The sequence below is a fragment of the Halovenus salina genome, assembly GCF_026410925.1.
GTDB lineage: Archaea > Halobacteriota > Halobacteria > Halobacteriales > Haloarculaceae > Halovenus > Halovenus salina.
In genome coordinates, this window is the sequence record NZ_CP112972.1 from 1,723,215 (window position 1) to 1,737,866 (window position 14,652).

A 14,652-nucleotide genomic window follows, 5' to 3' on the forward strand; every position below is an offset into this window, starting at 1 on the left:
GACCCCGAGGCAGTTGACTGTGATAGCGCCCGAAGAGGAGTCACCAACCGGACCTAAATCAGGAGGCGATAGCCTCTTTCACGAATAACACGTCCTCTTTCGTGAGGAATCCCATCAGGAAGCCAAAAGTTCCGTACACAATAATGCCAGTTGCCACAAGGATTGGGAGTCCGACCAATGCAGGCGTATGGACAATTGGCTGAATTCCCCGGACAGCGCCCCCCATCAGTGCTGACGCGATGAGGACCTTGCTGAGGACTCTCAGAGAGATTGTGAAGCGCTTTCGTTTCCATACGACTACGACAGCGAGACCAAATACGAGGCTTCCAAGAGTCGATATTGATGCACCTGTTGCGGCATAGGTTGGGACCAGAACAAAATTTGCTCCGATGTTTACAATTGCGACCGCCGTCCACAGTACTGCAGACCCGCGTGATTGACCATCCGAGAGAAGAGTTTGAATAAGTATATTGAACAGTCCGTACGCGAGCATTGCTGGCGCAAGCAGATACATCAAGTCTGTATACCCTTGAACTGTCGTAGAACTCAGGACTCGTAAGAGAGGGTCTGCGATAACAATCAGACCGATGGTTGCTGGAATGCTCAGTATCAGAAAATATTCCAGTACACTACTCAGTCGGCGTCGGTACTCTTTGATGTTGTTGTTCTCATGTAGGGACGCAAGGTCCGGAAACAGGACTGTCCCAATGGCCAGCGAGACGATACTCAGGCCGCTTGCGGTCGCGTATACGACCGCGTACCCACCGGTAACATCAACGTTATGAAAATACGTGATTAGATACCGGTCACTCACGTTCACGACCCAGTACATCATTCCAGTCGCGATTAGTGGAACACCAAATCGGAGATAGTGGTCGATACGTTCGAAATTTGGACGGGCGACCCCGAAGTCAGCCACGACATAACCACCGAGGACAATCGAAAGAACGACATGGAAAAGCAGATACGCCACAAATATCGCGAGAATAGACTCGAACCGAATAGCAGCCACGATGATGACCAGGATTTCACCCACTGAGCGGACAGATTTCACCCCCGCGAACACCGTCATCCGCCGCTGTGATCGATAAAACTGTGTCGACTGCCTCGTAAACAGTGAGAAAAGGAGGACACCGGCAAGGATAACGACTAGGTGTGATTGTTCTTTCCCGCCGAACGCAACTATCGCAATCGGATTCTGCAAGAGCATCATGAACCCACCGACGATCACTGCTACGATGAACGTCACAACGATAATTGCCCAGAATTCGCCACGAATCCGCTCTTCGGATGCATCCACTAGCAATTTGTTCGTTGCTGCTCCGAGGCTCAGGCTCGCGACGCTGGATACAAGAGTCAAGCCGATGGCAAAATTTGTCCACAAGCCGTAGGCACCTGAATCGATAATTTTCGTCACGACTGGGATGAGGATGATTCCTCTGAGTTTGTTGACCAACTTCGGTAGCGTCGAGATAAGAAAATCCGTTATGAACTTTTTTCGGCTCTCTGCCATATTATCTGGTTCCGAGGTACTCCGTTATCGACTCGGCAAAGGTTTCCACGTTCTCCGGACGGGTATCGCCCCACGATCCGTCGTAACTCGATTCACGAACACCATGGGCGAACGCAGCGATTTCCTTCTCGGCCAGACCCTCAGACGTTACAGCGTTGTCGAGTACACTCGGGAGGGCGTCTGGATTTCTCAGGTCGTGGGTGTACCCACCGTCGCTGTAGAATGCATCGGCGAGCGTGAGAACCGGTTTACCGTACATTATCGCTTCGTACCCGACTGTGTTATTCAGTGTGACAACCGCATCTGCGTGTGTGATAACGTCCCGTCCGGAGATGGTCGGTGCGATTGCCTTCGAGTATCGGCTTATTGCCCGCACATGTGACAGCGGGAGTGCACCCAGTTGCTGGGGGTGGTCCTTGACAACCAACTCGTAACCGAGTGGGAGCGAGCGCGAAAGATACTCAATCAGCCACAGTTGATTATAGAACGCTGGTGCCCGCATCGTCACGCGTGACTCTCGGAAGTAGTGAAGTGGGTAGAAGATATACCGGGTTGATTCGATGAGTTCGCGTGAGGACTGTTCGTCCATGTACCACTGTTTACTTATTTTTCCGAGGGCGCGCTTTGCGACGCGCCGACGAAGCCAGTCGATTGCGACGGGTCCGATTTCGTGTTTGTACTCTCGAATCCGTTGCAGTTTTCGCTGTATGTTATCGAAGAGGGTCTCCGGTTGGCCAGGGTACTCAATCACTGCCTTCCGGTTGCCAGCGACTGTCTCTCGTAGCTCTTGGGCAGATTCTCGTTCCTCTTGTGTCATATCCTCGTATGTTGCTGCTTCAATGGAAGGAAACTGCATCTCTTCCGTTGATCGTAAAAATATTTTTCCAGAGAGTGGTGAAACAGACGCTCGGACAGAGGGATAGTCGTGGTAATCAGCAACCCGCTGAAGTGCTCGACGGAGAATCTCTGCACCTTGCCACTGGAGAGGTATCCCGCCGTCGCCGTTCTCATAGAGAGTATCGAGAAAATCAAGCGTCCGGTGCAGGAGGTCAAGATATGACTTGTAATCCATGGATTCAACACCGGACAACCAGTACCGTCGTGCCGACGGTGAGTCGTAGCTTCTGTCGTACACCATCTGTGGAAACACGAGCCGTTTTGGACTGTCGATCCCGTATTTCTCACAGAGTGCATTAAGCCCAGTCGTTGGTTCGTGGTTCAAGTAATCTCGTCGATACTGTCCCGAGGAAAGTGTCTTCGCCGCCGTCTCTGCGATGTTCCTATTCTGTGGAATGTATACCGGGAGAGCCCCTCTCTCTTGGATTTCCTCCCCGACAAGGTCCAGAAACTCCACTATCGAATTCGAGTGAAGGGGGAGAATAAATCGACCTGAAGGGACTGAATCCATACAATGTAGTCGCACGGCAATCTATGAAATGCGTTTTGATAAAAGCCCCATCGGTTATCAGTATTGAACTGAATTATCGTCGGGTTATGCGGTAGTGTTCAGATAAGGAATTTCAGTGGCGATTGAGACAGAGAAGGCCCTCGGTACTCTCGACTCCCGCGCCTCGCTGCGCGTGGTTCGAAAGAGCGGAGCTCTTTCGTCATCACGAAAATCTTTGATTTTCGAACGACTTCGGCCGCAAGCGGCCTGCAGTGTCTCCTCACGGCGCAACGCGCCGTTCGGACGGGCCGAGGCGGCAGTGCCGCCTCGCGGCTTACGTCGTCGGGGTTCGTCGAGAGCGCTTCGCCCTTTCAGTCCACCAGGATTCACTAAATTGGCCGGCAGAAACTGGCTCGTTGATTGGTGCTTATCTGAACACCGCCGGTTATGCTCCCCAAAAGTCAATATAGTTGTAGCGATTCGAATATTAAAACATATGCGACAGAGACGGATACAGTTGGTATGGGCCTGATAGAGCGATTCGGGCGGGCCGCTCGTAATCCCCGTCTCTTTGCCCGTGGTATGAATCGACTCTTCTATCGGCGCGTTGGACTACGCCACGAAAACCCAGAGGGTATCGACGTTTTCGACGAGGACTGGGATACTCTTGTTGTGCTTGACGCTTGCCGGTTCGATATGTTCGAGCAGGTCAACCACCTTGACGGAACAGTCACAGCAAGAGAATCAAAAGGTTCTGCGACAGCCGAGTGGCTCCAGGCAAACGTCGATGGGCGTGCCCTTCGCGATACGGTATATGTTACCTCGAATCCGCAACTCGAACGGAACCGGGACAGCTGGGATGTAAGTTTCCATCACGTCGACAACGTCTGGTTCGATCACGGGTGGGACAAAGAGACGGGTACTGTACTCGCCGAGACGATGACTGAAGCTGCGATAAATGCGTACGAACAGTTCCCCAATAAGCGTCTCGTCGTTCACTATATGCAGCCTCACTACCCGTTCGTTCCGGCTGATACCGATTTCGATAAAACCCATCTCGACTCGATAGAGAGTGGCGACGATACGGCTACTGGAGAGAACGTGTGGAACATGAAATTCATGGGGCAAATTGACATGTCCCGCAACGAGCTGTGGGATGTCTACACTGCGAATCTTGAGTACGTCTTAGAACACGTGGAAGACCTCCTAGAGAAGATACCGGGTAAATCTGTCATCACCTCTGACCACGGAAACTACGTCGGTGAACGAGCGTTTCCGATTCCAATTCGGGAGTATGGCCACCCACGAGGACTCTACGACACGCCTCTCGTCCGTATACCGTGGTTCGAGCGGACAAATGGCGAGAGACGGACTATCCGTGACGGCTCTGCTGACGAGCGTCAGGAGGCTGTCTCGTCGTCGGTGGTCACTGACCGACTACAGGACCTCGGATATAAGGAGTAGTCCTGGTTGTCAATCTGTTGTCCTCGATAACCTCGCCAAACCGCCTGCTAGACCGAATGTAATGAACCACCCCACCTGTAGCGGCTTGGATATCGAACTAACCAACGAGTATATCGAAAAATACACACAAAATGAAAAGACGACGGCCCACAGGTCCTGGTTCAACTGCGATTGCGTAATGTAGTGGCTTGCCTGCTTGAACGGGAGCATCACCAACAGAGCGAGCGGAACGAACCCGGCCAGACCTAACTCGGCCAGTATCTTCAGATAGTAGCTGTGAGCACCCCAGTCTTTCGTCCCTTCTACTGCGCTGAGGCCGGGCGTCGAGTAGACCGGTTTCGCAACGTGCCAGTTTTCCGGTCCAACTCCGAGTAACGGATTCGCTCCGAACATTTCGAGGCCTGTCTGATAGAGGTGGTAGCGAGGCTGTGAAAATGGACGGAGAAACTGTTCGAGTGCCCCAAACGTCGCGCTCTGGAGTGGCGACACGAGGACGGTAAAAAAAACACCGACAGCAACGGTAAGCCCCAGTACTGGCCACAGTACACTCACCCTCAGTTCTTTCTTTGCGCTGAGGTGCCACCACACTCTCATCGCCAAGATAGCCACCACAATGCCGACAATTCCTTTTCTATCATTCGAGACTGCGATAGGAAATATCAGGAATAAGGCTCCTGCTATACGCCCTTTTGTCACTCCGTTATTGAACAGCAATACGAGAGTCGTGAGTAATCCCATCCCCATAACGACCGTTCCGTAACTATATATCGGTACCCCGAAGATGAGCAGATTAGCCACCACGAAAGCAGCCTTGAACAACGCCACATACACGAGTAGACCCAACAGCAGTCGTATTTCTGCAGTTGATCGGACGAAGTTTGCCACAAGGGCCACCAACAGCGCGAGTCCAACCCACTGGAACAGTTCGGTCAGCGTCCCAAGAGTAAAATCCGCGTTCAGATACGACGACGCCAGAATGGCAAAACAGATGGCCAGAATATACTTCATCGAACGCGGGAACAGTATCTGGGTTTGATTGTAACAGATAGCGTTCCAGACCACGTACAGCCCAGCGACTCCCCCAAGAAAGAAGACATAGATGTTCGACGGACCGACGAGCGCACCACCGATTTCAAGACTCGGGAGAGAGCGAACAGGACCAGGGAGACCGATCATAAACGAGGTTACCAGAAATAGAAATCCGATTGAACCAATCCGGAGGAACCTATCGACTGAGGAATCAGTAAAAAAAGAGTGGTTCTGTAAGTTAATTACTTCTGTCACAATACTCAGTCGAAGGTCAATCCCCAAATACTATAAGCGTTCTGTCTCCCCATTCAGGTGATGGTCAAAGTACTCTTCTTTGTAAATGAATTAACCTCAACCTCAATTCCAGTCGAGATATCGGCAAAAGTTCACTCACAAGATGATGTCGAGGTCACGCTTGTCTCTTATTACGATGGCAGCAACGACGAGATTGATCCCGATGTCGCCGAGTTGGACATCCCGATGGTCAAGCTTGCTGCTGATTCTCGGTTAGATTTTGCCGCATATCGACGACTACGGCAGATTTGTGTCGAACAGAATATCGATATCTTGCACACACACCACAATTCGACGGGTTCACTTGGTCGACTTGCTGTAATAGGAACTAACACGAAAGTCATTAACACGGAGCATAATGACCATCGGTTTTTTACACATCTTCAAAAGTCTGTCAACGCCATCTCGTACCCTGTCGTCAATACGATGGTTTCTAATTCTGAGAATACCAGCCGTTCTTTCGAGTGGTACGAGCGGCTTCTGTTAGGGAACACTAGACAGGAGGTCGTGTACAATGGTATCGACGCAAAACGAATTGATAATGCCAGGTCGCCGACGTTTGATATACCCACAGGTCCGTTAGTTGTGACCGCTGGGCGATTAGTTGAGCAGAAAAATTACGAGACCTTACTCCGGATATTCAAAACCGTCGTTGACCGGGTGCCTGAAGCGACACTCGTCATCGTCGGTGACGGCCCACTTTTGAACGACCTGCAAGCGCTAGCGAGGAGGCTGGACATTCAGGACGATGTCTTGTTTACTGGCTATCTTCCTCGCCGTGAAGATGTGTACGGCGTATTAAAACAGGCCGAGATAGCTGTCTTTCCTTCCTGGTACGAAGGATTCTGTGTTGCAGCAGTAGAAGCGATGGCTGCGGGCCTTCCTGTCGTCGTGAGCGATATCGCTGTTCTCCGCGAAGTTGTCGGTGAGCCTGGACTCTTCGCAGACCCTGAAACGCCACAAACATTCGCAGAACAAATTATTGAGCTGCTAGAGAATCAGGAAAAGTGTAATCAACTTGGCTCTGAAGCAAAGGAGCGAGCACGGACGACATTCTCACTGGAGCGAACCGCTCGTGAGTACCTGAATATTTATAAAACAATGGCTGAAACGCCATAACGATGACCGAAACTATCGTTTTAGGACTTGACGGTGCAACTTGGGATATTCTTAAGCCATTGATACAAGAAGGGGCCCTCCCAAATATAGAGCGGCTCCGGTCGGACGGTCACTCCGGAACCTTGGAGAGTACGTTTCCACCGATTACCGCTCCTGCCTGGCTCTCTATGGCGACTGGTCAAAACCCCGGCAAGACCGGTGTGTTCTATTTCCTCAATCGGGAAGACAGCGAGTCGTTCGACTTTGAGACGCTGGGGTCAGACAAGTTTCACGGGCAGAGTTTTTGGGACGTTTTCTCAGCACATGAACAGTCGGTTGGGATTTTTAATTACCCGATGCTCTATCCGCCTTATGAGATTAATGGGTTCATGGTTAGTGGCCTCGGTTCAGAGGCAGACGACACAATAACATACCCCAGGTCACTTGGAGCAGAGCTAGACGAGGTAACCAGCGGATATCAGGTCAAGGTCCCGTATGCTGATCCAAAGTACCAGGACCGACCAGAAAAACTCGAAACTGACCTGCTAAACATCGTCGAAAAGCGAGAAACGGCAATCGAGTATCTCCTCACTGAGAAGGACCCAGACCACTTCTTCGGAATAATCAGTGCAACCGACTGGGCACAGCACTATTTTTGGCGCTACACCGACGAAGAGCATGCATTGTACGATCCAGCGGCCGGACACGAGAACGCACTCAAACGAATTTGGATGCGAGTTGACGAGGCTGTTGGAACAGTGGCTGAACTATCCAATGAGGACGATGCCACCCTGCTACTGGTTTCTGACCACGGTTTCGGCCCGGTCAATCGCACGTTCCATTCAAACGAGTGGCTTGAACGTCAGGGCCATTTGCACTACAACGAACAGTCGTTGACAGATCAGCTGCGGACGAAGTACTTCCCGTACCTCCGTCGAATGGGAGAGTCTGTTGTCAGCGTCGTCCCACAGTTGAACGACTTTGCGAAATCCATTGGAAAGTCGATTCGGAAGACACCCGGTGATGGGATTGACTTCGAACGAAGCACCGCATTCGCTCCGAGACAGAATCTCACCAGTGGAATGATTTATGTGTTGTCCGACGACGAGTCTGAGAAGAATAAGATACGTGACGAGCTAGAGTCACTCACCGAGCTCCCGGATGGGCCGGACACGGTTGATGTCTATGAGCCAGGAGAGGTTTATACTGGCAAAAATACGGAGCTGGCACCGGAATTGATGATTGTGGTTGATGGCTTTGAGTGTGCTGTGGATCCACGCGCGAGTACAGACAGTCAGATATTCACCGCCGGGCCGCCTTCGGAGGCCCGGAGTGGTGGGCACAATCAAGACGGTATTGTTATCGCCGCTGGACCTGCTATTGAGCCAGGATCTAATGTCGATGCGAAGATATACGACATTGCTCCGACGTTGCTCTCTCTCCACGATATGCCAATTCCAGAGGAGATGGACGGGAGAGTCAGGACGAGCTTTTTAGCCGAGGTAACAGACGACGAAGGACTACCGCCGACAGCGCCAATCGATACGCTGGTCAATTCTGGTGAGCAAACTCAAAGAGAAGACGACGACGAGGTTCAACAACGCCTGGAAGATCTGGGATACATTTGATGACTCGTTTCTCTGGTGCGACGCAATGATTGTTAAGCATTACTCTGGAGTGGGGCTTCGCGAACGGCTGGTTTTCAGGTGGTATTCCACCGCGACAGCTACTTCCTGGTGCTACCTAACCGACACAGTTTAGTTGTATCCTCAACTGCAACCAGTCAGAAGACCCCTAGTATGAGCGAAGCGCGACCGAACATCGTCGTCATCGTGATGGACACGGCCCGCGCAGATGCATTCTCATCGAAGGAACCATCACTAACGCCTAACTTCGATACACTGTCATCAACTGGAACCGCTTATTCCCGCAGCTTCAGCGTCAGTCCGTGGACTCTCCCCTCGCACGCGTCCCTCTTTACCGGAATGGTCCCCTCTAAACACGGTGCCCATGCAGGACACAAACGCCTGGAACAGGAACACGAACGTTTGCCAGCAGTTCTCTCCGACGCTGGTTATCAGACTGTTGCAGTCTCAAACAACACGTGGCTCAGCGAGGAATTCGGCTTCGCTCGTGGCTTCGATACGTTTCGGAAGAACTGGCAATACATCCAGTCTGACGTTGACCTAGGAACAATTGCCCGGACGGAAGAAGGACTCGACAAACTTCGTAGCGTTGCTGCTCGTATCTTCGATGGGAACCCACTGATAAACACTGCCAACGCTGTGTACGGACAGTTCGTGCGAAAGCGAGCGGAGGACGATGGGGCACAGTCTACAAACGACTGGATACGTGACTGGCTAGCCAGGCGCGAGCAAACGGATCCGTTTTTTCTATTCGTAAACTATCTCGAACCACATCTCGAGTACAAACCACCACGGGAACACGCTGTACCGCTGCTTCCAGAGGATGTTTCGTATAACGAAGCGATGGCGGTCAATCAAGATGCGTGGCAGTATATTGCAAAGAAAGCCGATATGAGCGAACGGGACTTCGAGATCCTTGAAGCCCTCTACCAGGCAGAGATTTCGTATCTGGACGAGCGAATCGGCGAACTCAAAGAACTACTTCAGGAGGAGGGAGAATGGAAGGATACAATCTTCATCCTTACAGGTGACCACGGAGAGAATATCGGTGAACACCGATTGATGGACCACCAATACTGCCTGTACGAGACACTCTTGCATGTTCCACTTGTCATCCACGGCCGGGAGTTTACCGGGGGAGGGACCGTTGACGAGTTGATTCAGTTAACTGATCTCGTTCCAACCCTGCTTGATGCCGTAGATATTGACGCACCCGGTTTTCGCGAGCAGTTACAGGCGAGGTCGTTCTATCCGGCTGCCGACACTGCTTCGAGAGAGTACGTCGTCGCCGAGTACATGGCCCCCCAACCGTCAATGGAGGCGCTCGAAGGGCGTGTTGGTGAGATTCCAGATCCGGTCTACAAATACAACCGTTCCCTCAGGGCAATTCGAACCGACCGCTGGAAACTTATTCGTGGCTCTGACGGCTCGGTCGAACTCTACAATATCGAGAACGATCCTGGAGAAACGACAGACTGCTCTGGGGATAAAGAAGAGATACGTCGAGAGCTGGCAGATGACCTTGACGACTGGCTTGACTCATTTGACCGGACCGAGTACTCCGATGGTGTCAGAATGAAAGAGGGAACAAAACAACGGCTCGAAGATCTCGGCTATCTGCAGTAAGGCTGCTCAACTGTCCGGCCTTACTGTGGGAGATCTTTTGTCAACTTGGATAAACTTGTAGTTGTTTGGGAGACTGTGTCTGACCAAGCAAATCTCTCTTCGACCGTACACCGTCCTTGCGACCCACACTCGGCTCGGAGTTTCGGATCCGCGAGCAACTGTGATATATTCGTGGCCATCTGCTGAGTATCACCAATTGGGACAGTGTACCCTGCACCGTCTACTGCGGTCTCAACCTGATCCAGTGCGGTACAGACGACCGGTGTTTCCGCTGCCATTGCCTCCATCACGACCCGTGGGAACCCTTCTGCTCGACTCGGTAACAGCAGTACATCTGCGGAACGAAACAGTGGCGGCATCTCGTCGTACTCGAGTTGACCGAGGAATTCGACGGCATCGCTAAGATTCCGCTCTCGCACCATACTCTGCAACTCAGCACGCATTGGGCCGTCTCCGACCAGATACAGTGTTGCGGCGGGATGTTCGTCCCGAACGGTAGCAATCGTTTCGATAGCGTCCTGTGGGTTTTTTCCTTCGACGAGACGCCCAACAAAGAGGACACTCGGAGCGTCCAAAGCCATATACTCACTCTCTGGTCCGTCTGGGTGGAATTGCTGTTCGTCGATGCCGTTAGCGATGACGGCAGTCTCGGAACTTACCCCCAGTTCGTGTGTCTTTTGACGCTCTTCTTCGGTATAACAGAAGATTATGTCTGCACTGTCGAGTGTCCAGCGTCCGACTGTTCGGAGGTAATACGAGAATAGTCGCTCGGGCGCAGATTGGGAGTACAGAGAGTGATTCGTAATCGCGAGCGGCGTCTCTCCTAGCCGACGCTTCAGTGCGGCCAAGTTTGTCGAAAAGTAAAAATGAGAGTGGGCGTGAATAACGTCAAAGTCATCTGCATCGAATAGCTTCCGGGCCGCGGCGAACGAGATGTCGTTTTTGAGGACATCAATCGTTGCCGGGCAGTATACGATTTCGTAGCCATGCCGTTCCTCTCGGCGTACCTGCTCAATATCCGTGGCAATTTTGAGAACTGTCACATCGTGTCCTTGTGTGGCCTGATCTCGGCTCATCGCGTGGACGTGATATCCACCACCGCCGATTTCGTCCGGGTACAGCCAGTGACTGACTCGTAGGATTCGCATCTGTGAATTACCTCTCGTTGGTTGGCTCAAGTGGAGGACACGTTATACATTCGCTCATACGTTCCCTCCAATCGGTTCCCAGTCGAAGTCTGAAAGCAACTGCTCGAGCTTTCGTTCAGTACTTTCGAGGTTGGTGTAATGTCGGATACGATACTGATATTTTACATCAGAAACTCGTGGTTGGTCTGGGTCAATTTCCCACGGATGGAGGTAGAATACGCAGTCTCGGCTTCGGCGGATTCGTTTGAGTCCGCGCCGGTACGCCTCGTATGGAAGAAATCGGAAATATCCTCCACCCGCCCATGGGATCTGAGTGAGTTTCGCGTCCAGAAGCGGAAGTTGGACTTCGGTAAACCTGTCGTACACTGGAGCAATTGTCTCGGAAGACTCAAGATTGAGGTCTCCATACCGGTCGTGTGTTGCTGCCGGAAAGTAGCTGGAGTCGTACTCAAATCCAAGGTCGTCGAGGATGTCAATCGCCCAGTTCGTAATCGTGAAACTCGGTGCCCTGTACCCCCGGATTTTCTGACCGGCTATCGGTTCCAACAGTTCGAGTGACCGAGAGATATCTGACCGAACAGTGGACTGTTCCTGCTCGTACAGCAGTTCGTGATTGTAGCCGTGGCTGGCCAGTTCGTGTCCCCGGTCGTCGATTTCTGCGACCAGTTCCGGTGCTCGGTCGGCGATATGTCCGAGCACAAAAAACGTCGCTTTTGTGTTGTGCCGGTCTAGTAAATCAAGTATTCGGCCGGTTGTGCGTTGGACACGAAGTTCGTACTCATCCCATTTATTTCGATCCAATCCGCCCCTGAGGTTATGTGAATGGAACCAGTCCTCAACATCGAACGATAGCATCATTTTGCTCATAGAAGCTCCCTCCCTCGACGCTGGAATTCGCGTCGTTCCGCAGTTGTGGGAAATGAAAAGTACGATCCCTCCCCGTCCATCTCACGTAGTGACACATTCTCGGCACTGATATCATTGATGGCTTCAGCTGCTGTCCGCCCGCCCTCACGTTTTCCACGTGTGATTGCACCATCGAGAGTTGTCGATTCGGTGATTGGAAAATGGTCTTGCCGGACAATCTGTCCTCTGTCTATCTCTGGTTCCATCGTGTGAACGGTGACACCGATTTCGTCTTCGTCGTGATACAGTGCCCAGAACGTGGGAAGCATTCCTCGATACTTCGGGAGATCTGCTGTGTGGACGTTGATGCAGCCCCAATTTGGGGCATCAAGTAACTCTTCATCAAATATCTGTGGTGCAGAGACCGAAAGGACGATATCGATGTCTTCGGTTTTGACCCAGTTGATATACTCGGCTGTGTTTATCTCGTCTCGGCTCTCGACTGGTGTACCGTCTCTCTCGGCCACTGATTCAACAGAGTACAGTCCGTGTCCAGTTGCATTCAGCCCTTTTCGGTAGAGGTAAGCAATCCCTCGTCGAAAGAAGTTGGTTGGTCCGTAAAGACCGTACATCCGATATAAGAACGAGGGAAAGCTCTCGTCTAGAACGTCAAGGACACTCACACGTTCGACCGAAACGGTGTCATCAATTCGAGGAAAAAACTCTTGAAAGAACAATGGCATGTAGAATGGCTCGTCCTGTGTTATGATTGCAACGCTTGTGTTCATTATAGTTTTTTGATAGTCTGTTTGTTGCTTTGGTAGTTAATTGTCCTCGATCTGTATCGTTTTACCGGAGTAGTACTTAGTGACGAGCAAGAAGGTTCTCAGTCTTACGGTTCGAATTACTCGTCAACCTCGTCGCATATGTGATATAGAGCGCGCTATGAGCGTGGCTGCGAACAACAGTATTGGGCCGGAAATTCACTATATTAGTTTTGAGTCCGTGACATCTTAGACTCTGACTCTGCACCGGTCTCTTCGTTTTCCGGCGGTTCTGTGTGTCGCTTTGTCTGTGCCGTGTCCGACGCCCCGGGCGAAGTAGCGTTGCTTGCTTCTGTGGTATCATCGAGAGGCACTTGCAACGCATCTGCCCCAACCATCCACAGCTGTCGGATGACAATCTTTAGATCGAACCAGAATGACTGCTTGCGAATGTACAACAGATCGTACCGCAGTTTCTCTTTCGGCTCAGCACCGGTGGCATTGTTGACCTGTGCTAGCCCTGTCAGTCCGGGCCGTACAAACCACCTGCGTCGCCAGTTTCCAACACCTTTCTCAATGTCGGTATCAAGCTGTGGACGCTCAGGCCGCGGCCCAACAACGCTCATATCGCCGATTAGGATCGACCAGAGTTGCGGAATTTCGTCGAGATGTGTCTTTCGAAGGACCCGACCGGTTCTTGTCACACGCGGATCGACCTCTCCTTTATCCTCTTCGCTCAGTTTTGCACCGCTCTTCGATTCTGCATCGGGAATCATGCTTCGGAACTTCGAGACAGTGAACGTGTCCCCGAACGCAGCCGTCCGGTCGTGACTGTAGAGAATTGGGCCACCGTCATCAAGTTTAATTGCCAGACAAATGACTGCGATGACTGGCGACAGTACAAGTAGTGCTGTCGCTGCAAACGCTATATCGAAGAGGCGCTTTGCGATGTGAGTCTGCCAGTCCCACGGTTCGAGGTCCACTGAAAGAAGCGACTTTCCTGTATTCTCGGCAGTTAATACGTGATCAGCATGGTCCTGATGTACTAATGCGTTTATGCCGTGGTCGTAGCACGTTTCAATCGCTCCAAAGAACTCCTCGCGATCCGTTGCTGCAAACGCCAACAGCGCCGTATCGATATCCTCATCAACGATTACTTCATCCAGTCTCGCCAACCCACCCAGACACGGTAGTTCATCCAGTTGATCTGTCGCCCGCCCTCCGTCAGTAACTTCCACCGGTGCGGGCTCAAACCCCTCCGGTTCGTACACGGACGGTGGTGAGACGTACCCAAGCACGGGGAGCTTCGTCGCCGTCAGTAGCGAGTCCATTGCTTTGGGGTCGTCTCCAACGATAATCGCTCGCGAACTGCCCGATGGCCGCCGCCGAATCGTAATCATAAATAGCGGCAACAAAACCAACAACGCTGTTGTCGTCAGCATTATTGTCGTTCGTGGAAGCCGATAGGAGTATTTGAAGTATCCGATAGCGGCCAACCCGACCATCGCGAGAATCATACGTTTCTGGGTAAGCAAAATTGTATCCAGAATCCGCCGGGGTTGTGGTTTAAATAACGGCCACATCGTCGCCAGAACAACAACAAGCGTCGTTATGACCGCAAACTGCAGTTCACCGGCTGGCAGCACCTCCGGGGCGGGATTCCCAAAGAAGGGGACAGTGGCAAACGCCTCGTGGACAACCCGGAGGTTCGTCGCGACGACAGCCCCCGCGGTCAACATTGCCGTCCCAAGAATACTTGAAAGTCGATACTGCCAGCCGGAATCCATTAGCTATGAGTAATCTCAAGAATAATATAAAGGCTGTGAAAATTGCCGTA

At 51.8% G+C, this 14,652-nt stretch carries 11 protein-coding genes; 4 read left to right on the top strand and 7 right to left on the bottom strand.

The annotated features are described in order from the left end of the window. Positions 1–58: 58 nt before the first annotated feature. Positions 59–1,513 carry a lipopolysaccharide biosynthesis protein gene (locus OSC37_RS08670; protein WP_267161070.1) on the bottom strand — a complete coding sequence of 485 codons (1,455 nt, stop codon included), beginning with the start codon at positions 1,511–1,513 and terminating at the stop codon, positions 59–61. Between the two features lies 1 nt (position 1,514). After that, the gene (locus OSC37_RS08675; protein ID WP_267161071.1) at positions 1,515–2,867 is read right to left on the bottom strand and encodes a capsular polysaccharide export protein, LipB/KpsS family; all 1,353 of its coding nucleotides are present in this window, start codon (positions 2,865–2,867) and stop codon (positions 1,515–1,517) included. A 555-nt stretch (positions 2,868–3,422) separates the two neighbouring features. Between OSC37_RS08675 and OSC37_RS08680 the strand changes: the two genes are divergently transcribed. Further along, positions 3,423–4,364, top strand: a complete 942-nt coding sequence (locus OSC37_RS08680) for an alkaline phosphatase family protein (RefSeq protein WP_267161072.1) — start codon at positions 3,423–3,425, stop codon at positions 4,362–4,364. Positions 4,365–4,373: 9 nt separating this feature from the next. On the opposite strand, the gene OSC37_RS08685 is transcribed toward OSC37_RS08680, so the two are convergent. Beyond that, a complete protein-coding gene (locus tag OSC37_RS08685; protein ID WP_267161073.1) occupies positions 4,374–5,648 on the bottom strand; it encodes an O-antigen ligase family protein in 1,275 nt (424 codons plus the stop codon). 60 nt (positions 5,649–5,708) lie between these two features. Between OSC37_RS08685 and OSC37_RS08690 the strand changes: the two genes are divergently transcribed. The 3 genes from OSC37_RS08690 to OSC37_RS08700 all read left to right on the top strand — a co-directional run bounded on the left by OSC37_RS08690 (position 5,709) and on the right by OSC37_RS08700 (position 10,057). After that, complete coding sequence (locus OSC37_RS08690; RefSeq protein ID WP_267161074.1) at positions 5,709–6,806, top strand: glycosyltransferase family 4 protein; 1,098 nt, start codon at positions 5,709–5,711, stop codon at positions 6,804–6,806. A gap of 2 nt (positions 6,807–6,808) precedes the next feature. Next, a complete protein-coding gene (locus OSC37_RS08695) occupies positions 6,809–8,413 on the top strand; it encodes an alkaline phosphatase family protein (RefSeq protein WP_267161075.1) in 1,605 nt (534 codons plus the stop codon). A gap of 171 nt (positions 8,414–8,584) precedes the next feature. Beyond that, complete coding sequence (locus tag OSC37_RS08700) at positions 8,585–10,057, top strand: sulfatase family protein (protein ID WP_267161076.1); 1,473 nt, start codon at positions 8,585–8,587, stop codon at positions 10,055–10,057. A 20-nt stretch (positions 10,058–10,077) separates the two neighbouring features. Here OSC37_RS08700 and OSC37_RS08705 read toward each other — a convergent pair whose 3' ends face one another. From OSC37_RS08705 to OSC37_RS08720, 4 genes are all read right to left on the bottom strand, one after another. Continuing rightward, a complete protein-coding gene (locus tag OSC37_RS08705; RefSeq protein WP_267161077.1) occupies positions 10,078–11,205 on the bottom strand; it encodes a glycosyltransferase family 4 protein in 1,128 nt (375 codons plus the stop codon). Between the two features lie 54 nt (positions 11,206–11,259). Next, positions 11,260–12,072 carry an XrtA system polysaccharide deacetylase gene (locus tag OSC37_RS08710; protein WP_368409425.1) on the bottom strand — a complete coding sequence of 271 codons (813 nt, stop codon included), beginning with the start codon at positions 12,070–12,072 and terminating at the stop codon, positions 11,260–11,262. Further along, the gene (locus tag OSC37_RS08715) at positions 12,069–12,839 is read right to left on the bottom strand and encodes a formyl transferase (RefSeq protein WP_267161078.1); all 771 of its coding nucleotides are present in this window, start codon (positions 12,837–12,839) and stop codon (positions 12,069–12,071) included. The genes OSC37_RS08710 and OSC37_RS08715 overlap by 4 nt, the downstream gene beginning before the upstream one ends. A gap of 203 nt (positions 12,840–13,042) precedes the next feature. Continuing rightward, positions 13,043–14,602 (bottom strand): sugar transferase, encoded by a 1,560-nt coding sequence (locus OSC37_RS08720; RefSeq protein ID WP_267161079.1) that lies wholly within the window; start codon positions 14,600–14,602, stop codon positions 13,043–13,045. Positions 14,603–14,652: the final 50 nt, after the last annotated feature.

What these genes read in the sequence shown, in the direction of transcription:
- OSC37_RS08670 (WP_267161070.1), bottom strand. Translation starts at nt 1,513, where the DNA reads ATGGCAGAGAGCCGAAAAAAGTTCATAACGGATTTTCTTATCTCGACG.
- OSC37_RS08680 (WP_267161072.1), top strand. Translation starts at nt 3,423, where the DNA reads ATGGGCCTGATAGAGCGATTCGGGCGGGCCGCTCGTAATCCCCGTCTC.
- OSC37_RS08690 (WP_267161074.1), top strand. Translation starts at nt 5,709, where the DNA reads ATGGTCAAAGTACTCTTCTTTGTAAATGAATTAACCTCAACCTCAATT.
- OSC37_RS08695 (WP_267161075.1), top strand. Translation starts at nt 6,809, where the DNA reads ATGACCGAAACTATCGTTTTAGGACTTGACGGTGCAACTTGGGATATT.
- OSC37_RS08700 (WP_267161076.1), top strand. Translation starts at nt 8,585, where the DNA reads ATGAGCGAAGCGCGACCGAACATCGTCGTCATCGTGATGGACACGGCC.
- OSC37_RS08705 (WP_267161077.1), bottom strand. Translation starts at nt 11,205, where the DNA reads ATGCGAATCCTACGAGTCAGTCACTGGCTGTACCCGGACGAAATCGGC.
- OSC37_RS08710 (WP_368409425.1), bottom strand. Translation starts at nt 12,072, where the DNA reads ATGAGCAAAATGATGCTATCGTTCGATGTTGAGGACTGGTTCCATTCA.
- OSC37_RS08715 (WP_267161078.1), bottom strand. Translation starts at nt 12,839, where the DNA reads ATGAACACAAGCGTTGCAATCATAACACAGGACGAGCCATTCTACATG.
- OSC37_RS08720 (WP_267161079.1), bottom strand. Translation starts at nt 14,602, where the DNA reads ATGGATTCCGGCTGGCAGTATCGACTTTCAAGTATTCTTGGGACGGCA.